The sequence below is a fragment of the Paenibacillus koleovorans NBRC 103111 genome (assembly GCF_004000845.1).
Classification (GTDB): Bacteria; Bacillota; Bacilli; order Paenibacillales; family NBRC-103111; genus Paenibacillus_AA; species Paenibacillus_AA koleovorans.
On sequence record NZ_BIMA01000119.1, the window covers coordinates 1 to 21236 of the forward strand.

The window sequence follows — 21236 nt, forward strand, 5'->3', positions numbered from 1 at the left end:
AAAGTCGGACTGCGGAGTCAATAGCAGCCAGCCACCTTCCCGCAGTCCGACTTTTTCGGACTGCATCAAACATGGTTACCTGGTGGTCTGCCTCCCTTTCAACCTATTCTAGCCATACTCCCTCCGTCCACCTACGTTTTCCACACTATCCGTTCCGCTCAGGCCAGTAACCAGCACTACTTAAGTTGCTTCCCCCCAAACCAGCCCACATTTCTAATAGATTAATTTGTTGCTAATTAATTTTAATTTACTCTAAAACGTAATGATTGTTATTATTAAATAAACACGAGAACTGAGGAGGACTGCGACAAAATGGACAACAATCAGAACGAAATCGAGATCGAGATCGATGTCACTTATGGGATTGCCGAGAGCGTCTTTGAACTAAAACTGGATCTTTACAAACCGGCGGACACCGGAGCGAATACGCGTAGGTCTGTTATCCTGTTCTTCCACGGAGGCGGCTGGGAGACGGGGGATAAAGGGTCGATGCTCGGCAAGGGCTCCTGCACGTTTTTCGCCAAGCACGGCTTTGTATGCGCCAGCGTCAACTATAGGTTGTCCGGACTAGCAACATTCCCGGCACAGCTCGACGATGTGCAGGCAGCCGTTAGCTGGATTCGCAGTCAAGCGAATCGGTACCGATTGGACCCCGACCGGATCGGAATTTGGGGACACTCGGCAGGCGGGCATCTGGCAGCACTGTTAGGAGCGGTTGGAGCTTTGGATGGGAACGAATCATGCCGAGTCCGAGCCGTAGCCACATCCGCCGCACCTGTGGATCTCCTGCAAATGGGAGGATGGCACAATGGACCGGACTCTCCCGAATCCCGTCTAGTAGGTGGACCTCTTCTCGAAAACCGCCAGCTCGCCGAAACCGCCAATCCCATTCGCTATATAACCGATGCGTTCTCGACGCCGTATCTCATTATCCATGGGACAAGAGACGAAATTGTACCGTACTCTCAAGCGGAACTGCTATATGAGGCTATACCTAACGCTACTCTAGTCCGGATAAAAGGAGGCGATCACGACTATACGGGCGGCAATTTGTTCTGGGGCGAGCTGTATGAGCTCCTCCTCGCTTTCTTTCATAAACATCTGCGAGCAGCACCGGAATCGCCGGAGGTTGCGCGGCAAAGACGCGCTTACATGGAGGGGCAAGTGCGGCATTTTAGTCGAGAATCGTGCTAAATAGGGGCGAGGTGGTCGAGAGTGGAAACGTTCAATGAGTTGTTCCACCGGGCGGTGGCGGCAATGGATGCGGGGGACGCGGCTGGCTTGAAAATAATGCTAGAGACCCATCCTGAGCTGATAAAAAAGCGGCTGATCGAGGGGAAAGGGTATTTTCGCGATCCATATTTGCTGTGGTTTGTCGCAGAGAATCCGATACGCTTGGGACGTCTTCCCGTCAACATTGTGGAAGTGACGGACGTGATCCTGCGAGCGATAGAGCATGAGGCTGTGGAGAGCCGCCAAGTGCAGCTGGACTATGCGCTCCTGCTCGCCGCCTCGGGCTGCGTCGCGCGGCAGTGCGGGGTGCAGCTTGCGCTGCTGGACACGCTGCTGGAAGCCGGCGCTGACGCGCAAGGCGCGCTGCTCCCCGCGCTGGCGCACCGCGAGCTCGAAGCCGCAGAGCGGCTGCTCTTGCGCGGCGCGGCGCTAACGCTGACCGCCGCGGTCTGCACGCGCCGCTATGGCGACATCGAGCGGCTCGCGTGCCTTGCGGCGCCGGAAGAGCGCCAGACCGCGCTGACCGCCGCCGCGATGTACAGCGCCGGTGACACACTGGCGCTCGCCCTGCTGCTGCGGCGCGGCGATGTCGCGCTCGACGCCTACAGCCCGGCGGGCTTCCACGCGCATGCGACACCGCTGCATCAAGCGGTCGCAGCGGGTTCGCTGGAAGCAGTCCGGCTGCTGGTCGATGCCGGCGCCTCGCTGGCGATCCGGGATCACATATATGGCGGGACGCCGCTAGGCTGGGCCGAGCACTTGCAGCACGCGGAGATCGCAGCCCTTCTCCGAGGCCGGATGTAGCATTCCGCCGCGGATACCGCCCCACAAACAGCAAAAAAGCGGCCGCCCCAAGGCAACCGCTCGCACTAACAACCTCTTATTCCTCTGCCTTCCCCGCAGCGCTAGCACCCACGGCAGCCTTCACGGGCGGCAGCAGCTTGCTCTTGTTGATCGTCCGCACGATCGGCCAAGTCGCCGAGTCGGACGGCTCGAACTGCTCCAGGTACGCGATCACTTCCTTCGTGATCGGGGTCGGCGTCGAAGCGCCGGAGGTCACGCCGACCTTGCGTACGCTCGCATCAAGCAGCCACTCCCGGCGAATCTCGCTCACATCGGAGACGCGAAACGCCCGCGTGCCGGCGATCTCCTCCGACACCTGCGCGAGCCGGTTCGAGTTGTTGCTCTTCGGGTCGCCGACGACGATGACCAGATCGCACTCCCGCGCCTGCTCAGCCACGGCTTCCTGACGCACCTGCGTGGCGAGGCAAATCTCGTTGTGGATCTCGGCCGACGGGAACTTCGCGATCAGCTTGTTCATGATATGTCGGATGTCCCACTGACTCATCGTCGTCTGGTTCGTGATCGTAATCCGCTTCGACGGGTCGAACTCCAGCGCCTCGATCTCCGCTTCCTTCTCGATCAGATGCACATGCTCCGGCGCGATGCCGATGGCGCCTTCCGGCTCCGGATGCCCCTTTTTGCCGATATACACAATCTCGTAGCCCTCGGCAACCTTCTCGCGGATCAAATCATGCGTCTTGGTCACGTCCGGGCAGGTCGCGTCGACGACGGTCAAGCCTTTGTCCCGCGCGCGCTTGCGAACTTCCGGTGAAACGCCGTGAGCGGTAAAAATGACGGTCCCCCGCTCCACTTGATCCAGAATTTCCAACCGGTTACTGCCATCCAACGTGATGATGCCGTCGTCCTCGAACGCTTCGGTCACATGGCTGTTGTGCACGATCATGCCCAATATATAAATCGGCCGAGGCAAGTCCAGGTTGCGTGCGGTCTGCCTGGCGAGCACCATCGCATCCACTACACCGTAGCAATACCCTCTCGGCGATATTTTCAACACTTCCATGAGGCCATCTTCCTTCCTGCAAAGCCCGTGTTGCCTCTATTATAGCCCAATCAGCCCCGTGAAGGAAGCGACAGCGCCATAGGCAGCCACACGACGAAAGTAGTGCCCTTTTCTTTCTGCGTCATGACTTCGATAGAGCCGCCATGCTCGTCAATAATCCACTTCGCTATGGACAACCCGAGTCCTGTCCCCGCCTTCGTCCCCCGCGATACATCCGCCCGATAGAACCGTTCGAAAATATGCGGAACCTCTTCCTTGTCCATCCCGATTCCCGTATCCGTGATGCGGAAGCCGATCTGCCGTTCCATCGGGATAAAATCGAGCCGGACCATCCCTTCGTCCGTGTACTTGAACGCATTCTCGATGAAGATGAAGAGCAGCTGCTGCAAATAGTCTTTGCTACCGTTCACCCAGATATCATCCAAAACGCGTGTATCGCCGACGATCCATTCCGCCGACCGCGGCAGGAATTGCGCCCGTCTCACAACCTCGTCAACAAGCGGCTTGATCCCGACCGGCGTCTGCTGGATTGTTTGCCCGGCATCCGCACGAGCGAGCGAGAGCAGGTCGTTCACGAGGCGACTCATCCGCGCCGCCTCGTCCGAGATGTCGCGCATCGCCTCGAGCGACATCGTCATGTCTTCGCTGGCCACGCCACGGGCAGCGGCTGTGGCTTCCAGCGAGCGCCACATTTTCTCGAGCAGCTCGACGTTGCCGCGGATTGTCGTGAGCGGCGTGCGCAGCTCGTGCGAAGCGTCCGAGACGAACCGCCGCTGCGCTTTGTAGGCATCGTCGAGCTCCACATACATGGTCTGGATGCGCTCAAGCATTCCGTTAATGGTACCGGTAAGTCGCCCAATCTCGTCAGAAGGCCCGCTGTATTCGATGCGGCGGTCCAGGTCGGCGCTCTTCTCGATGCGATTCGCCGCCACAATAACCGCTTCGATCGGCCGCAGCGTCTTGCGCGCAAGGAACCATCCGACTGAGGCTGCTAGCAACAAGCCGAAGAAGCCGATAAGCAGGAACGTATATTTCAAAACCTTGAGCGGGGTTTCGACTATATCTTTGTTCGCAGCGACACGGAGAACGCCGTAGAAATCTTTTCCATCATAAAATGGAATATTATAAATTAGCACATTTGTGTTCTCAATGACGATCGATTCGTAAAATTTCTGATTTTGAGATGCCATAGTTACAGTTGCATCAGTTGTCGGAAGGGTAATTGTGTTCGCTTGTTTCGTTACTTCACCGCTTGAATGAATGAACTGGATGACCATGCCCGTCTGGAAATAATCCAAGGGTGGAAGCGCAAACTGAATCGAAGGCCACCCGCCGCGGCGGTTGAAAACCAACGTTGGCTTGATTTGCGAAACGACCTGCTCCCCCTGAATCGCCATGTCCTTCTTCAAATTCCCATACAAATTCGAATAAAGCGTGAAGTAGACTGCCAGCCCCAACGAAAGCAAAGTAACCGCCAATATCCCCGTATACCAAAGCGTGAGCCGCAAACGGATCGTCATGCTGTCAATCCCCTCTCAATACGTAACCCGCTCCCCTTACCGTCTGTATGATGCGCTTCCCGCCGTGCTCCTCCAGCTTCTGCCGCAGCAGAGCGATGTATACCTCGAGGACGTTCGATTCCCCGCTGTAGTCATAGCCCCACACTTTATCCATGATGACGTCCCGCGACAGCACCCGGCGAGGGTTCTGCATAAACAGATGCAGCAAATCGAACTCCTTCGTAGTCAGCTCGATCGACTTACCGCTTCGTGTCACTTCCCGCGTATCCATATCGAGGATCAAATCCTCCGCCTGCACGCGATGCGAGGACGTATCCGCTTTATCCGACCGCCGGCGCAGCAAGGAACGCACTCGGGCGAGCAGCTCCTCCAGCGCAAAAGGCTTCACCAAATAGTCGTCTGCGCCTAAATCGAGCCCCTTGACCCGGTCCGCGATCTCATCCTTCGCCGTGAGCATTAGGATCGGCACTTCGCTGCCGCTCTCGCGGATACGCCTGCACACCTCCCAGCCGTCGATAACCGGCATCATGACGTCCAGCACGACCAGGTTCGGCTCCTCCTGCAGCAAAATTTTAAGCCCTTCCTGTCCATTCGAAGCCGTCGCCACGGCATAGCCCTCGAAAGCCAGCGATCGCTTCAGCATCGATGTAATTTTCGCATCGTCGTCAATTACGATAATTTTTTCCCTCATCCGTTCCCTTCCTTCCATTACTCCCTCTAGGCCTGTCCCATAAAAACCATTGTAACACGAAAGCAGGAAAGCAGTGGAGCGCTGAGCTTCCGACCGCCTTCCTGCCTCTAGGGTAACCTCATGATCGATCGCGCCGTACGGGACGGGTCTTATCGACCGGCTGTCGCGTTGCGATCGCCGACGAAGACGAATGTATCGAGCTGCTTGCCGTCGCGGACGATTTTCAGCGTCACTTTGTCGCCGGGTTTGAGCGCTTTGATCTTCTTGGTCACTTCTTCGCTGTTGCTGATCGCTTCGCCGTTCACTTGGAGAATGACGTCGCCTGCGGTCAAACCGGCTTTGGACGCCGGGCTGCCGGACTCGACCTGCGTAATGACGGAGCCCTTGTTGTTCTCCAGCTTCAGCTGCTTCACCCAGTCGTCCTGAATATCGCTGAGCCCAACGCCGATGAATGGCTGAGGCAGCTTCACGCCGTTCTTCAAGTTCTCCAACACTCCTTTGACGGTGCTAGTCGGAATGGCGAACCCGATCCCTTGCGCTTGAGCGCTAACCGCTGTATTGATCCCGATAACCTCCCCGTTCAGGTTGAGCAGCGGACCGCCCGAGTTGCCTGGGTTGATGGAAGCGTCGGTTTGGATCAAATGATCATAGTTGCGCGTGCCGTTCGTGTCCGGAATCTGGATGCTGCGCTCGCGAGCACTGAACACGCCTACGGTGACAGTATGGTCGAAGCCATACGGGTTGCCGATTGCGACGACCCAGTCGCCTACTTTCATATTCTCGGAGCTGCCGAGCGGCAAGTACGGGAACTCATTGCTGTCTTCGATTTTCAGAACCGCCAGGTCCAGGCTATACTCGGAGCCCATCAGCTTCGCCTTGAACGGCTTGGCGTAGCCTTCTACCTCGACTTCGATCTCGTCAGCGCCTTCCACAACGTGCTGGTTGGTCAGGACGTAGCCGGCTTTGTCGAAAATAAAGCCGGAGCCGAGTCCTGCGGATTGACGCTGCGGCGTCTGCTGGTTGTTCCCATTGCTCTGAGGCGTACGGCTTCCATTGCCCCCATTGCCGAAGAAGTAGTCGAACAAGTCGTTTCCTGTGCTGCCCCGCTGGGAGTTGCGGTTCGTGGCGGTGACGTAGGTGTTGATCTTGACGACCGCGCCGCTCGATTTTTCCACGATCTCGGAAATGTTGCCCGGACGAACAATCTCGTTCAATGCCGCTGTAGTCGCCCCGCCGTTGTCGCCGCCGCTGCCGTTCACCGCCGTCGTCTTGGTTCCGCCATTGCCCGTATTCGACAAAGCCGCCGAGCTGCTGAACAGGTCCATTTTATCCGAGGCGAACATCAAGCTGGCTACAACGACCGCCCCTGCCAGGAATGTAGCAATGTAGCTTTTCAGCGGGAAACGCTTCTTCGTCATGTTGTAATCCCATTGCGGCGATGCCAGCGGTGCATTGTAAGGAGCTTGAGGGTTGTTCGTGCCAGCCTCGTTCTGGCTATAGCCGTAGATCGGCCGTACCGGACGCGGCGTGGTGATTTCTACTTGAGAGGTTTCGCTTTCGCCGCTCGCCGTCGTTGTGGATGGCTGCTCTTCATTCGTCGATCTGTACGGCCCGTAAGAATAGTAGTAGGACCCTCTCTCCTGCTGTTCCTCATGGTTGTGCTCATCTATATGGGATGCGTGGTCCTGCTCTCGGCGGCGTTCTCCGTTCACATTGCGGTCGCCCTCGAAAAAGTGTCCAAAATCGCGCTTGTTGTTGTCCATCGCTCTTGCTCCTCTCCATTGTTCCTAAGATTCATCGACAAATGATCGTTTCATCTATCATTCTTGTCTCTATTTAACACGTTAAACCTTAATTGAACCTTAAAAACAACTAAAAGAATGCTAAAAATTAAGCGGGATTCCTCAGAAATCCCGCTCAACCTGCTGCAGCACTTGCGCCGCTTGCTCCACCCAATGATCCTCTACGGGCGCATCGCTGTTGACCGGTTCCTGGAACTGATCGATCAACGCGGTCGTCAGGCGCATTTGCGCCTCTTCATCCAGCCCTTCGTTATATACATGCTTCAGTACATATGGCGTGCCGATGCGAATTGATGTATCGGGGTTGCTCGCGCTTTCGCCGTCCAATCGACCGGAGACGGTCTGGAACGGGACGCGCAGCCATACTTGGTGCGCCTCGTCCAAGTACCTGTCGTAACAGCCGTGGTCATAGTCCCAATTGCCGCCTAAAGTAAATTGATGCTCTTGCATCACATTGCGCAGATGGTCGAACTCGTCCACCCGATTTTCCAAGCTTGATGCTAACATTTTCATGGCAAAAGCTCCTTGGCTGTTTTTAACTAGCATGAGCCAAGGCGACCCATTTTATGTGGCTAGTCTCGCCCGCTGTCCCAGCCCTTGCGGTGCGCGTAAACGGCGAGCTGCGTCCGGTCTTCCACTTCGCATTTCATCAGCAGATTGCTCACATGCGTCTTGACCGTCTTGATGCTGATATGCAGCTCTTCAGCGATATCCTTATTCGAACGGCCATCCGCAATGAGCAACAGCACTTCCTTCTCGCGCGCCGTCAGCCCGTCGTTCTCCTCCTGGCCTTGGGCGGAGCGCTGCCGCAGCCCGCGCGTCAGCGCCTGCGACACGTCGGCGTGCATCATCTGGTAGCCTTTCGCCGCGCCTCGAATCACTTGGGCGAGCTCGTCGGCCGCGACGGTTTTCATCACATACGTGACGGCTCCCGCTTCGATCGCTTGAACGACCTTCTCGTCCTCGAGGAAGCTCGTCAGCAGCACCACTTTCACGCCTGGCAGCAGCCGGCACACTTCCCGCGTCGCCTCGACGCCGTCCATCAGCGGCATCATCAGGTCCATTAGGATCACATCCGGCCGTTCGCCGTTCCCCGTCTCCACCGCGCCGCGAATTCGATCGACCGCATCCTTGCCGTTCGCCGCTTCTCCTATAATGTCGAAATCCGATTCCATGGACAAATAAGTACGGAGGCCCAAACGGACCATATCGTGATCATCCACGATGAGAATTTTCGTCGTCATGCTCCGGCTCCTTTGCATCCTTTGGTTCCTTTGGTTCCTTCGTTTCCTTTGCTACTGTTTCTTCCGGCTTGAACTTAGGCATGTAAACCTTCACCCGGGTGCCGGCCCCCGCCTTGCTCGCAATCTCCAGCTCGCCGCCGAGCTTCAGCGCGCGCTCTCGCATCGTCGTCAGCCCGTACGAATGGTTCCGCTCCCCGCTGCCGGCATTCGAGAACCCTTTGCCATCGTCCCCGATCTGCAGCACATACTGGTTGCCGTTGTCATGAATCAGCAGCTCGACATGTTGCGCAGAGGCGTGTTTGACGACGTTGGCCATCCCCTCCTGGATGATGAGGAACAATTGATGCTCCATCGCTTCCGACATGATGTTGCGATCGACGCGAAGGTCCATCCGCCCCTGCAGTCCATTGTACCGGCAATAGTCGGGAAACCATTTGTCCAGCGCTTCCGCCAGCCGTTTGCCTTCCAGCTCGATCGGCCTTAGCTGGGCCAGGAGCCCTCGCAGCTGCTTCTGGGTGAGCTCCGACAGCTCGACCAGCTGCTTCAGAATCGTCTGCGCCTTGTCATGGTCGCCTCGCTCCAACAGCTTGGCCGACGACGATGCGGACATATGAATCGCGAACAGCTGCTGGCTGACGGTATCGTGCAGGTCACGCGCCAGCCGCTTTCTTTCCTCGGTCACCGCCACCTCGTTCGACTCCGCCAGCAGCATGACATTCTCTTCGCCGACCTTCTGCAGCAGCTGCATGCGTTTCTCCAGCGACTTGGCCATCTCGTTGAAATCATCGTACAATCGGTCGAAAGGGTCCAGTCCAAGCGGTTTGATCCGCTCCGCGAGGTTCCCGCGTGAGAGCTGCAGGATGGCCAAGTGAAGCGAATCGAGCTTGCGCTGGAACTGGCTTGCGATGAGGTACGCGCCGAACAGCACGACGAACAGCAGTACGGCGAACGACTCGAGCCAAGTCGCCTCGGACAGAATGTCCACTCCGAACAGGCGAGCCGCCGCCAGCCCTGCAACAGGTAAAAGCAGCAGCAGCCCGAAATAGCCGAGCAGCTGCCACTTTATACTTTTGGCATGGAATAAGATGAGCTTCATCCGACCCTCTTCACGCGCACATCGCCGATGAACATGCTGACTACGATCCGTACGCGCTTCTCCGCATCCGTATAGGCCGGCGCCGCCGCCTGCATGCTGCGGAACATACCGCCCTCGCGGCGTTCGAACACGTTGATGTCGCCCAGGAACGAGGACGCGGTCACGCTCACTTCCAGCTGCACGTCGTTCGGGACATACACCTTCACATCGCCGATGAAGGCCGAGATGTTGATGCGCGTCTCGCCGTACGGGATTTGCGCGCGGGTCAGATCGAGCTCGGTATCGCCGATGAAGTGGGAGATGTTCATGTTCGTGAGCTCCCAGTAATCTTGCCCGACGTGCAAGTCGCCGATGAAGTTGTGCCGATGCTGCACGTCCGCGCCTGCCGGCTGATGCCATTGGTGATCGTGCTGATGCCCGTGGTGGCGGTGCTGATGGCGCTGATGGCGTTCATGGTGCTGCTTGTAGTGATGCTTTTGCTGATCCCAGCTTTCTTTCCAATCTCGCTTGAACTGCTCTTTCCAACCGATAAAATCTTTCACGATTGGCGGTTTATCCTCCAGATTCGACCCTTGTGGGGGATAGGGAGACGACTGTCCTGGAGGCGGAGGCGGAGGCGGCGCTTGCCCAACCCCGTTCGCGTTGTTGTGCGATGTCGGCTGAGGCTGCTCATTGTCGGGTGTAGGCCCGTATGAGGTATAGGGTTGGAATGGCGCCTCCGCCGGCGGGGTCCAGTTCGTTTCTTCCTCTATCGGATCGGCTGCTTGGGGTTGCCTGGCATTGTGTTTGGGCGGTTTGGGCGGTTTGCATCGGCTTCGCTTCGGCCGCAGCAGCATATTGAGGCCAAGGGCGATCAATATGACCGGTACGAGGAACTTGAATACGTCGCGGAAGTTGATCGGCCCCAACCAATGCAAGTTGTTGTTAAGAAAGACGAGTCCCACTACGGCGATGATTACGTTCCACAAATACGATCCACCCCAGCCATAATCGAGCCTTCGTTGGATCAGGATGCCTTTGAGACCGAAGATGATCAGAATGACCGGCCAGTAGTTGGCGAACACATAGCCGATGTCCACGGTCAGAATGTCCAACTGGTTCAGCAAGAACACGACACCCACCGCGATGAGCACGAGCCCGCCGAACACCTTGCCCCAAATGTCGTTTCGCATAAGTACTTCCCCTTCGAATGGTTGCTTGTATGTTGATCGTACTCTTATTGTAATGGTTTTTGACACTCATTCAAAGAGGCGCAGGGTGGAGGGTGTCCTCAGTCTGGAGACTGAGACTAACGGCTGTTTTTGCGCGGAGGGCTGGATAATAGTGACAAATGGTTGCGAAATAGCTATAGTTAAAGGGAGATAAATGATGTTTTGCGAGTGAAGCACACCGCACTTGATCCCTTCGGGGATGGAGGCGGTGTTTTTTTATTTTCTGGTGGAGGAGCGGTGAAGCGCGATGTTTGGGGAAAGGTATGAAGATTGGCTCAAGCGGCAGCAGCAGCAAATGGACGGCGAGGCTTTGCGTCGATTGATCGAGGGCCATGCGCATGCGGAAAAGCTGTTCGTGGAGCAGGTGTGGTGGCCGTTGTTCGGTCATTTCGATCATTTGCATGCAGAGTACGAGGTGGGGAATGCGCGAGGGGGCTATTATTACTTGGATTTCGCTTACATTCGGGCGCCGTACAAGCTAGTCTGGGAGGTGGATGACTTCAGCTCGCATGGCAAGTCGGTTACGCGGCGAACGTTCGACTATGAGCGGGACCGGCAAAACAATCTCGTCTGGGACGGCTGGCAAGTGTACCGGTTCTCGCTCGACGCGATCCGGGAGCGGCCGATGAAGTGCAGGCAGTTCGTGCTGCAGGTGATCGGCAAGCTGTACGGCGGCGGCTGGATGCACGACCTCGGCCTGTCGCTCAAGCAGCGCGAGATTATGCGCTTTGCGTTGTCGGCGCAGAAACCTTTCGTGCCGGAGGAAATTTGCAAGTTGTTAAGGGTCAAGGGCCAACATGCGCGGGACTTGCTCTTTTCGTTGGTGGAAATGGAGTTGCTGGCGAAGGCGTCTGGGGAGACGAGGATCCGATCGTACAAATTGGGTCCGCGAGCCAAGTTATAATTGTTGGTTTGGCGTGCGGTCTCTCAAGTTGGTAGATACCCCGAGCATTTCGTCCGTGCTCCGGCCAAATAGCGCTGTCGGACAGCGCTATTTGGCCGGAGGTGGGGATTGGTGGAAAATAACGCTGTCGCATCATCTTATTTGCCCGAAATCCACTCTCGGGCACCTCTTTTCAGCCAAATAACGCTGCGCCTCATCTTATTTTCCGCAAAAAACGGAAACCAAGCCGATTAAGGTGATGGCATCACCTTATTGCCGACGAGCTGTCACCCGCCGCCCCCAAAATCAACTAAAAACCCGCGATCGAGGAGATCGCGGGCCGGAGGTCGGTTGCTTGTTCATGGTTTGGTTTGGTTTGCTTTTGTTCGCCTTGTTCGCCATCGCGTTAGCGCCGCCTTCCTGCGCGAATGCGGCGTTGTTTTGCTTGTTCGCCTGCTTCATGCGGCCCGGCCGAAGTCAAATCAACCGGGCGGCTCATCCAGGTACTGGCGCAACTGCTCCTTGCCCCGGTGCAAGCGAGCCTTGATCGTACCGACGGGCATGCCCATCCGGGTGGCGATCTCCTGATCCTTCAAGTCCTGATAATACTTGTAGACGAAAATGCGCCGCGTCGTCTGGTCCAGCCGTTCGATCGTGGCGCAAATCATGCGCTGGACCACTTTATCCTCCACGCCCGTGCCGTTGTATTCATAAAGCCCTTGCTCCTCCCGGACCAGAGCCGTCAGCTTGGAGCTGCGCTTCATCATGTTGTAGGCGGTGTTCGACGCAATCACCTTCGCCCACTGAATCAGCTTGTCCCGGTCCTTCAGCGTATGGAGCTTCATTAATATTTTCAGCCACGATTCCTGCACGACATCCATCGCTTCCGAGCGACTGCGGGTAATGGAGTAGGCCACAACGAACATTTGCCTGTAAAGCTCCTGCAGCATGACATCTTGCTCTTCTTGGCTGACAGCATCCAGTTCGACCGTTTGAGTCCACATGGATCTTCATCTCCCGCAAAAAATAACTAGCCTCACCAAATGCATAGCGAGGCGGTTCCCATGTCCATCAATCGTCGCTCTGACCGAACCTATGTACACGCTTTCACAATATTCAATTCTTATTCTATCACACCTAACGGGCAAAAAAAACCGCCGAAAATTGTGTTCTTTTTCACCTCGGCGGTGGGTTCCCCATGCTCTATAAAGGAAACGGAAGCTCTTCTTCGGCGACGATGGCGGCGATAATATCGTTCCATTGCCGGAGCGTCTGCTCGGATACTTTGCCGGTACCGGTCTGAACGATGTAGACGCTGACGTTGCGCTTGCCCCATTCCCTGTAAATTTGTTCCTTGTTGTCGTAAAACAGGTCGATTTTCTTGCCCTTGATCGCCGAGCCGGTGTCCGCCACGATGCCGTAGCCGTAGCCCGGGATATACAGGATCGTGCCAAGCGGAAAAACTTTAGGGTCGGCCGCTATCGTAGACAAGATGCCGTGCCGCGCCTTGACGCCCGAGAAGGTGATACCGTAAGCCGGATGCCCCGAGCGTTTGCCGGTCGACTCCACCCCTGCATAGTATCCCGTCGCTACAACATCCACTTGTTTGAACTGACTGACGTCGGTATGGAGCCAAGGCTCCGATTTATTTTTCTCCATCAATTCCTGAGGGGATCTGATCTGGGCCAACCGGTCCCGTACGATGTCCCTGTCGGTGCGGACACTGCCGCCAGCAGGCTGCGGCTCGGGTGCGGCGGTGGTGGTCTGGGCGGCATAGCTGTCTTGAGATTCAGCGGTGCTCCCATTGTCGATGAACGCGAGGATCAAAGCGACCGTCACGGTGACACTGAGCCATCTGAAGAGGCTCATCGTCGAAGAGTGCATTTGCGGATTCCTCCTTAGTAAGGAGGGTGCCCGAATGCAAAAAGGATTATGCACGGCCAGCCCGCCAAACGGACCGCCGCGCATAATCCCTCCAAACTTACACCACTTTGTTGCGAATCTCGCTAACGATCTTATCAATGACTTCCTGTGTGCTCTGAGCGCCCAAGTCGCCTTCGCCGCGCTTACGCACGGATACCGAGCCGGAATTCATCTCGTTCTCGCCCACGATGAGCATGTACGGAATTTTCTCCAGCTGCGCCTCGCGGATCTTGTAGCCGAGCTTCTCGTTGCGGTAGTCGGCTTCGACGCGAACGCCCGCCGCCAGCAGCTGCTCCTCCACTTGCTTCACGTAGCCGTCGAAAGCGTTGCTGACCGGGATGACGATCGCCTGCACCGGCGACAGCCAAGTCGGCAGGTTGCCGGTAAAGTTCTCAAGCAGGAAAGCAGTCATACGCTCCATCGTGCTGATAATGCCGCGGTGAATGACGACCGGACGATGCTTGTTGCCGTCTTCGCCGACATACTCGAGGCCGAATCGCTCCGGCAGCAGGAAGTCGAGCTGAGCCGTCGACAAAGTCTCTTCCTTCTTCAGCGCCGTGCGGATCTGCACGTCGAGCTTCGGTCCGTAGAACGCCGCTTCGCCTTCCGCCTCGAAGAACGGCAAGCCGAGCTCCTCGACAACCTCGCGAAGCATTTTTTGCGACATTTCCCACATCTCGTCGTTCGGGTAATACTTCTCGGTGTCCTTCGGGTCGCGATATGACAGACGGAAACGGTAATCCTTGATTCCGAAGTCCTCGTATACACGCTGGATCAGACGCACGACGCGGGAGAACTCTTCCTTGATCTGATCCGGACGGCAGAAGATGTGAGCGTCGTTCAGAGTCATCGCGCGCACGCGGTGCAAACCTGTCAAAGCGCCCGACATCTCATAGCGGAACTGGTTGGCCAGCTCGGCGATCCGAATCGGCAAGTCGCGGTAGCTGCGCATGTCGCTCTTGTACACCATCATATGATGCGGACAGTTCATTGGGCGCAAAACGAGCTCTTCGTTGTCCATCTCCATTTTGGGGAACATGTCTTCTTGATAATGATCCCAATGGCCGGAAATTTTGTACAGCTCGACGCTGCCCATAACCGGCGTATAGACGTGCTGGTAACCGAGCGACTCCTCGACGTCCACGATGTAGCGCTCCATGACGCGGCGGAGCTTGGCACCCTTCGGCAGCCAAATCGGCAACCCTTGCCCGACTTCCTTGGCGAAGGTAAACATTTTCAAGTCCTTGCCTAGCTTGCGGTGATCGCGTTTCTTGGCTTCCTCGAGCAGCACGAGATGCTCATCCAGCTGCGCTTTCTTAGGGAACGCCGTCCCGTAAATGCGCTGCAGCATCTTGTTTTTGGCATTGCCCCGCCAGTAGGCGCCGGCAACGCTCAGCAGCTTGAACGCCTTAATCCGGCCGGTCGAAGGCAAATGTGGCCCGCGGCACAGATCATAAAATTCGCCCTGATCGTAGATCGAGAGTACCACGTCTTCCGGCAAATCGCGTATCAGCTCCAGCTTGTACGGATCGCCCAATTCGCCGAAGATGCGAAGCGCATCTTCACGGCTTACTTCGCGACGGCTGATCGACAGGTTCTCCTGGGAGATCTTCTCCATTTCCTTCTCGATCGCGAGCAGATCCTCCGGCGTCAGCGCATGCTCCATGTCTATGTCGTAGTAGAAGCCGTCCTCAATGACCGGCCCGATCCCCAGCTTCACGGCTTGGTCGCCGTAAATCCGCTTGATCGCTTGCGCCATCAAGTGAGCGGTGCTGTGCCGGTACATTTCCAACCCGTCCGCATTGTCGAGCGTGACGATCTCAACGGCGGCATCGCCGGTGAGCGCGTAGTTCAGGTCAACGACTTTGCCGTTTACCTTGCCCCCTACCGCATTTTTCTTCAGCCCCGAGCTGATCGAGCCGGCGACGTCTTCAATTGTCGAGCCCTGCGCGTATTCGCGCACCGCTCCGTCCGGCAAAGTTACTTTGACACTTACTGCTTGCATGTTCATCGGCTCCTTTTTCCTTAAAATGGTGAGAAAACAAAAAAAGCACGACATCCCGGAAGGGACGAGCGTGCTTGGTCTCGTGGTTCCACCCTCATTCATTCCGCGCCGTACGGGCCGCGAAAACTCATAGGAATCCGGTAACGGGGATCATACGGCACCGCCTACTGATCGGCTCCAGGGAGCGACGTTCGAGGGTGCGGCTGCAAAGGGGTAAATCGCCGGATAAACGGAAGGAGATTTCAGCGCGAGTCTCCTCTCTCTGGGCCGTATACAATCGGGATTGTTGTCTTTGGTCATAGCGCAGCTATCAAAAAGATACTGTTTATTATACCGCGTCGGCGGCCATTGTCAAGCGACCGGAAACCCATCCATTACTCTTTACGGGTACAGCTGATCCTTATTGGAGATGTCCAGCACCGGCTGACAGCCTTTGCAGCTTGTGCAGATGCGGGTGCGGTCTTCAAAAATTTGCATGATCGTCTTGATGACCTGCTCCTCCGGATCCCGGGTATGAATATGAATTGTCTGCGGGGCGACGGAAATCAAGGTGCTGACGATCATATCCTCGAAATTGATTTCCCGATCCAGCAGCTCTACAGTGAATGTGTCGAACTCCTTTGTATCGATCGGCGCCATCTTCTCGTTCAGCAGCGTGAACTCATGCCCGCCGCGGTGCATCAGATGAGCGACCGGAATTTTCGCATCCTGGATATAGACGAAATATTTGAGCAGAGAAATAAACTCCTGGTACTGCTGATCCATAATAAACTCGTCGATGGCGTATTCAGCCACTTCCTTGAGCTCGTTGCGGTAATCGGCCAGCCGGAAGCGGATCAATCCTTGCAAATCCAGCTCGGTATGCTCCTCCAGATACGATTTTACGACGGAGGAAATTTTTTGCTGACGCAGCACCTTCGGCTTGGGCATTCCTTCCGTTTCTTCCGGCTGATCAAGCAGCTGCGCGCAATATTTCTCGATGGCCTGCACGTCGTGCGGATCTTCGTAGCTGTAAGTTCCCGTGATGACGTCACGCAGCAGCTTCGTTTCCGCCTGGCTCATAATATAGGCGGATAGCGCCTGGGCCGTTTCTTTGACGATCAAGGTTTTCCACTCCGACAGGATAAAGCCCGTCTGTTCCTCCGCCGAGATCTGCATAGCGAAAAAGTGGCGGTGCGTCTTGCACTCCAACTGGACGGCTCCTTCTGGCATATGTATGAGATCGAATGCTTCGATCAAGCGCTGGCGCAGGCTTTCTTTGTCCTCCGACACGGTTCTTGGCACAATCAAGGTGAACAGTTCCATGCGAATCACTCCTTTCGGGGCGCCGGGCAGAGCCGGCATTGACTGTTTCCTAAAGTATATGGCCCCGCTCGAAAGGATATACAATCAACAATTTGGCACGGGTGGGGAACATACGAAAACCTAAAAAAAACACAAGCCCAAGAAAAGCGGTTCCCTTGTCTCGCGATGCCCTCCCCTTTAACATATGTAGTAAACAAGTCTCACTCACTAGAAACAGGAGGTTCCAACTATGAATATCGATTTGTCTGGCAAAATAGCGCTCGTAACCGGCTCCAGCGGCGGAATTGGCCGTGCAATAGCAATCCAACTGGCTGCCGCAGGCGCGCAAGTGGCCGTTCATTACGGCTCCAGCCGAGAGCAGGGCGAAGAAACGGTAAATGCGATTGTCTCTGCAGGCGGTACGGCTGCTCTATTCCAGGCGGATGTAACCCAAGTCGACCGGTTGGAAGGGTTGATTCGCGATGTGGAGTCCGTTTTAGGCGGATCGATCGATATTCTCGTCAACAATGCAGGTCATATGGTGAAACGTGTGCCGAACGGCGATTTGACGGAAGCGTTTTATGGACAAGTTATGGATGTGAACCTGAAAAGCGCGGTATTCGCGACCAAATACGTACTGCCGGGTATGAAAGCCAAAGGCGGCGGCGTCATCATCAACATGGCCTCGGTAGCCGGCCACAATGGCGGCGGCCCTGGCGCCTCTCTCTATGCAGCGAGCAAAGCGGCGATCTCCGCTTACACGAAAGGGCTCGCGAAGGAGCAAGCGCCGAACGGCATCCGCGCGAACCTCGTGTCGCCGGGCTTCATCGGGCAGACCGCTTTCCATGCGACCTTCACTTCGGACGAAGCTCGCTCCGCTACGGTGAAGAGCATTCCGCTCGGACGCGAAGGGACGCCTGACGATGTCGCAGGCGCCGTGTTATACTTGGTGTCCGATCTGGCTGCTTATGTGACCGGAGAGACGATCGAAGTGAACGGCGGCATGTTCATGCGCTAATTGGTCGGAGGTTGAGCTGGCGGCGGAGGCTGGCGGGCTGTACCACAACCACGGAACATATTTCAATAAAGGGGGGATTCGGGATGCACGTACTCATCGTGGACGACGAACCGGTCATTCGCACAGGGCTCAAAAAGATTGTTAGCCAGCTTGGCCCACCGATAATGACCGTTCATCTTGCGGAGAACGGGGAGGATGCACTTGCGTACATCGCCGAGCATTCCCCCGACCTTGTGCTGACGGATATCCGGATGCCCCGGATGGACGGGCTGGAGCTGTGCCGGCGCTTGTCCCAGCTGGAATCGGAAATTCCGATTATCGTCATCTCGGGTTATCACGATTTCGAATATGCCCAGAAATGTTTGTCTTACGGGGTCAAGGAATATGTGCTGAAGCCGGTCAACAAGGGCAAGCTGCACGAGGTGCTGCTCAAGCAGATCGCCAAGCTGCAGAAGAGACGCGCCACGGCCAAGCTATCCGAGCTCGACGTCGAAGGCTGGCTCGAGCAGACGGTCGACGCGATCTGGCTCATGGATGAGCCGCGGTTGATCGACCTGCTCGCCCAGCTGCGGCAAGATCTCGACGGCACGATGCCGGAGAGCCGCAAAGCCGCCGAGCTGATGCAGCGGCTGCTCGGGCAGCTGGTGAAGCAGCTGCAGGCGAAAGATTTTACGCCGCAAGCGGCGGCGGCGGCTGCGGCTGGGGCGGCTATGGCCGCGGCTGGGGCCGGGGGCGGGGCTGGGGCTGGGGCGGATTCGGACGGCGACGATCCGAGCGATTTCGAGGCGGCGTTCGAAGCGTTTCGCGTTCAAGTGGTCGGGATGCTGACCGAGCTGCGCCTGAAGCGCAAAGGCAAGGCGAAGGACCCGATCGAAGAAGCGAAGGAATACATCGAACGCAACCTGTCCAAGGAAGTGTCGCTCGAGGAGGTCGCCGACATGCTCGGCTTCAACCCCTCTTACTTCAGCCAGCTGTTCAAGCTGACGACGAACGAGACGTTCGTGCAGTTCCGCATCCGCCGTCGTATGGAACTGGCCAAACGACTGCTGGAGCAGCCGCAGCACCGCATCGTGGACATTTCCTACGATGTCGGGTATGCGGATCATGCTCATTTTACGAAGACGTTCAAGAAATACGCGGGCTGCTCGCCGTCGGAATACCGCCAGAAGCTGGGGATTGAATGATGAGGATCCATTACAAAAAGCTGTCCACGCAAATATTCATCTATTTCCTGATTGTTATCGTCGTCTCCCTCGGGGTAGTCGGCGTCTTTTCTTATTTGCAGTCTTCCAAGGAGCTGGACCGCCAGACGGAGCGAAACATTTCCCAGGCCATCTCGAATGCGCTTTATCAAACCGACCTGTACATGCAAACGTATGAACGGGTCAGCGACTCGATTTTGTCGAACAACGATGTGAAGCGGTTTCTGGAGATCGATCCGAACGACAGCTATTCGAACTTCTACTACACGGATCAGATCCGCAAGTATGTGTTTCAACCGACATTTATCCTCCATCCTCAAATCAATCTGATCTATGTCATCGGAGACCACGGACGTGCGGTCAGCGACGACAATGCGGGGCAGTCTTTCTCGCCTTATTTTCAGCCGATGCGCCAATTGAGCTTGCTGCGGACGCGGACGCCGGACAACGGCTCGATCGCCATCCTGAACAGCGGCATTGTGAACAACCCGCAGAATAGCGTCATTACGATGGCCCGCAAAATCAGGGGGATGTATACGTTCGAGTCGCGAGGCGTGCTGGCGATCGAGTTCAAGACGCGGGAGCTGGACAAAATATGGGGCCGTCTCGATATCGGCGAATCCGGCTTTTTCTTCATCGTCGACGAGCAGGGCGAGCTCGTGTACGAGCCGTCGCACCCGGCCGCCGGGAAGAGCATTACGCCGGACGTGCTGCAAACGATTATGGAGAGCAAACAGGGCTCCTTTATGCAGACCGTGCAAGGACGCGAGCGCATGATTGTCTCCGTGCAGTCGGAGTATTCCCGCTGGCATCTGGCGGCTTCGATCCCGGTGCAGGAGCTGCGTCAGCCGATCTCCACCATTCGGACGACGACTTTGATCGTAGGGGGGCTCACGCTGCTGTTCGCCATGTGGCTGGCGGTGCGGTTCGGGCGTTCGCTGCTGCGGCCGATTCATATTCTGAAGAACGGGATGCGCGAGACGGAGAAAGGGAACTGGAACTACATCGAGGATACGCAGCGGAAAGACGAGCTAGGCGGATTGATCCGCAGCTATAATCTGATGGTCAGCCGGTTGGCCGAGATGATCGACCGCGTCTACGAGGCGGAGTTGCGCAGCCACAAGACGATGCTGGACTTGCAGTCGACGAGGATGGAGCGCCAGCGGGCGGAGTTCCAGGCGCTGCAGCTGCAGATCAATCCGCATTTCTTGTACAACACTTTGGAAACTATCAATTGTTATGCCGTCGTGCAGGATTCGGACGAAATTCCTGAGATGGTCGATGCTTTGGCGTCCATGCTGCGCTACTCCGTGCAGACGAACCTGGAGCAGATTACGGTTGTGAACGAGTTGAAGCATATCCTCAACTACATGACGATTCTCAAGCATCGGATCGGCCGCGAGTTCGAGATCGATGTCCGCGTGCCGCCGGGCATGCTGCTCGAGCAGACCGTGCGGCTGACGCTGCAGCCGCTCGTGGAGAACGCGTTCCAGCACGCGTTCCAGGAAGGGCTGCACGACGAGCACTATATTCGCATCGACGCGCGGTTCGAAGCCGACCGTTTCTTGGTGACGGTCGAGGACAACGGGGCGGGCATTCCGCCCCGCAAGCTCGAGCAGCTGCGCGCCGCGCTCGGCCGCAACCGGCTCGCCGAGCCGGAGGCGGGCGGCGGCGCGCAAGCTGGCGGCGGGGCGGCCAGTGGCGACACTGGAGGTGGCGGGGCGGGTAGTGATGCCGCAGGCGCTGGCAACGGGCCGAACGGCGATGCCGCAAGCGGCGGCGTCGGGGCGGCAGCAGCGACGGAAGGCGACAGCGGCGCTGGCGGGGCGTCAGCGCGAGCCGGAGCGGGCGGCGAGGCCGCGGCAGGCGCTGGCAGGGCGAGAGCCGCCGCGCCGGAAGCCGGCGAGGCTAGGGCGGACGGCGTCGGTGGCGACGGCAGCCCGATCGGTGCAGCGGTTGCCGGTGCGGCAAATGCACTAGGCAGCGACGGCGATACCTCTGGCGGTGGTACGGCAGCGACGGATGGCGACGGCAGCGCAAGCGGCGCAGCGGTTGGCGTCGCGGCAAACGCGCCCGGCAGCGACGGCGATACCTCTGGCGGCGGCCCGCGGCGCAAGGGCGGCATCGGGCTGCTCAACGTGCACCGGCGCATCCAGCTCGTGTTCGGCGAGCAGTACGGGCTGCAACTCGAGAGCGAGCACGGCGTCGGCACGACGATCATCATGTCGATGCCGCGCACCCGCACCGCCGAGCTGCCTCC

At 57.1% G+C, this 21236-nt stretch carries 18 protein-coding genes; 6 read left to right on the forward strand and 12 right to left on the reverse strand.

The annotated features are described in order from the left end of the window. The first annotated feature begins 312 nt into the window (after positions 1–312). A complete protein-coding gene (locus tag PKO02S_RS26620) occupies positions 313–1194 on the forward strand; it encodes an alpha/beta hydrolase (protein ID WP_127587933.1) in 882 nt (293 codons plus the stop codon). 21 nt (positions 1195–1215) lie between these two features. Beyond that, entirely contained in the window at positions 1216–2037 is an 822-nt protein-coding gene (locus tag PKO02S_RS26625) for an ankyrin repeat domain-containing protein (protein ID WP_127587935.1), read from the forward strand. A gap of 76 nt (positions 2038–2113) precedes the next feature. Here PKO02S_RS26625 and PKO02S_RS26630 read toward each other — a convergent pair whose 3' ends face one another. From PKO02S_RS26630 to liaF, 8 genes are all read right to left on the reverse strand, one after another. Further along, the gene (locus PKO02S_RS26630) at positions 2114–3097 is read right to left on the reverse strand and encodes a 4-hydroxy-3-methylbut-2-enyl diphosphate reductase (RefSeq protein WP_127587937.1); all 984 of its coding nucleotides are present in this window, start codon (positions 3095–3097) and stop codon (positions 2114–2116) included. A gap of 50 nt (positions 3098–3147) precedes the next feature. Beyond that, the gene (locus PKO02S_RS26635; RefSeq protein WP_127587939.1) at positions 3148–4617 is read right to left on the reverse strand and encodes a sensor histidine kinase; all 1470 of its coding nucleotides are present in this window, start codon (positions 4615–4617) and stop codon (positions 3148–3150) included. A gap of 4 nt (positions 4618–4621) precedes the next feature. Then, on the reverse strand, positions 4622–5308 hold the full coding sequence (locus PKO02S_RS26640; protein WP_127587941.1) for a response regulator transcription factor: 687 nt from the start codon (positions 5306–5308) through the stop codon (positions 4622–4624). Positions 5309–5457: 149 nt separating this feature from the next. Continuing rightward, positions 5458–7071 (reverse strand): S1C family serine protease, encoded by a 1614-nt coding sequence (locus PKO02S_RS26645; protein ID WP_127587943.1) that lies wholly within the window; start codon positions 7069–7071, stop codon positions 5458–5460. A gap of 141 nt (positions 7072–7212) precedes the next feature. Next, the gene (locus tag PKO02S_RS26650) at positions 7213–7623 is read right to left on the reverse strand and encodes a YugN family protein (RefSeq protein ID WP_127587945.1); all 411 of its coding nucleotides are present in this window, start codon (positions 7621–7623) and stop codon (positions 7213–7215) included. A 59-nt stretch (positions 7624–7682) separates the two neighbouring features. Next, positions 7683–8354 (reverse strand): response regulator, encoded by a 672-nt coding sequence (locus PKO02S_RS26655; RefSeq protein ID WP_127587947.1) that lies wholly within the window; start codon positions 8352–8354, stop codon positions 7683–7685. Beyond that, positions 8326–9450, reverse strand: coding sequence for a sensor histidine kinase (locus PKO02S_RS26660; protein WP_127587949.1), 1125 nt, complete (start codon positions 9448–9450; stop codon positions 8326–8328). Before PKO02S_RS26660 ends, PKO02S_RS26655 begins: the two co-directional genes overlap by 29 nt. Then, the gene (liaF, locus tag PKO02S_RS26665) at positions 9447–10622 is read right to left on the reverse strand and encodes a cell wall-active antibiotics response protein LiaF (RefSeq protein ID WP_246067464.1); all 1176 of its coding nucleotides are present in this window, start codon (positions 10620–10622) and stop codon (positions 9447–9449) included. The genes PKO02S_RS26660 and liaF overlap by 4 nt, the downstream gene beginning before the upstream one ends. A 286-nt stretch (positions 10623–10908) precedes the next feature. Here liaF and PKO02S_RS26670 point away from each other — a divergent pair, with 286 nt between their 5' ends. Further along, on the forward strand, positions 10909–11565 hold the full coding sequence (locus PKO02S_RS26670; RefSeq protein ID WP_127587951.1) for a putative endonuclease domain-containing protein: 657 nt from the start codon (positions 10909–10911) through the stop codon (positions 11563–11565). 461 nt (positions 11566–12026) lie between these two features. Here PKO02S_RS26670 and PKO02S_RS26675 read toward each other — a convergent pair whose 3' ends face one another. From PKO02S_RS26675 to ytxC, 4 genes are all read right to left on the reverse strand, one after another. Then, entirely contained in the window at positions 12027–12548 is a 522-nt protein-coding gene (locus PKO02S_RS26675; protein ID WP_127587953.1) for an RNA polymerase sigma factor, read from the reverse strand. A gap of 199 nt (positions 12549–12747) precedes the next feature. Further along, the gene (locus PKO02S_RS26680) at positions 12748–13428 is read right to left on the reverse strand and encodes a 3D domain-containing protein (protein WP_127587955.1); all 681 of its coding nucleotides are present in this window, start codon (positions 13426–13428) and stop codon (positions 12748–12750) included. Positions 13429–13525: 97 nt separating this feature from the next. Next, entirely contained in the window at positions 13526–15472 is a 1947-nt protein-coding gene (gene thrS, locus PKO02S_RS26685) for a threonine--tRNA ligase (RefSeq protein ID WP_373865249.1), read from the reverse strand. 381 nt (positions 15473–15853) lie between these two features. Next, complete coding sequence (ytxC, locus tag PKO02S_RS26690) at positions 15854–16777, reverse strand: putative sporulation protein YtxC (RefSeq protein ID WP_164821707.1); 924 nt, start codon at positions 16775–16777, stop codon at positions 15854–15856. A 229-nt stretch (positions 16778–17006) separates the two neighbouring features. Here ytxC and PKO02S_RS26695 point away from each other — a divergent pair, with 229 nt between their 5' ends. The 3 genes from PKO02S_RS26695 to PKO02S_RS26705 form a co-directional block, all read left to right on the forward strand. After that, positions 17007–17774 carry an SDR family NAD(P)-dependent oxidoreductase gene (locus PKO02S_RS26695; protein WP_127587961.1) on the forward strand — a complete coding sequence of 256 codons (768 nt, stop codon included), beginning with the start codon at positions 17007–17009 and terminating at the stop codon, positions 17772–17774. Between the two features lie 83 nt (positions 17775–17857). Then, on the forward strand, positions 17858–18958 hold the full coding sequence (locus PKO02S_RS26700) for a response regulator transcription factor (RefSeq protein ID WP_127587963.1): 1101 nt from the start codon (positions 17858–17860) through the stop codon (positions 18956–18958). Further along, positions 18955–21236, forward strand: a 2282-nt coding sequence (locus PKO02S_RS26705) for a sensor histidine kinase (protein ID WP_164821708.1), incomplete at its 3' end; no start/stop codon positions are given. The genes PKO02S_RS26700 and PKO02S_RS26705, both read left to right, overlap by 4 nt.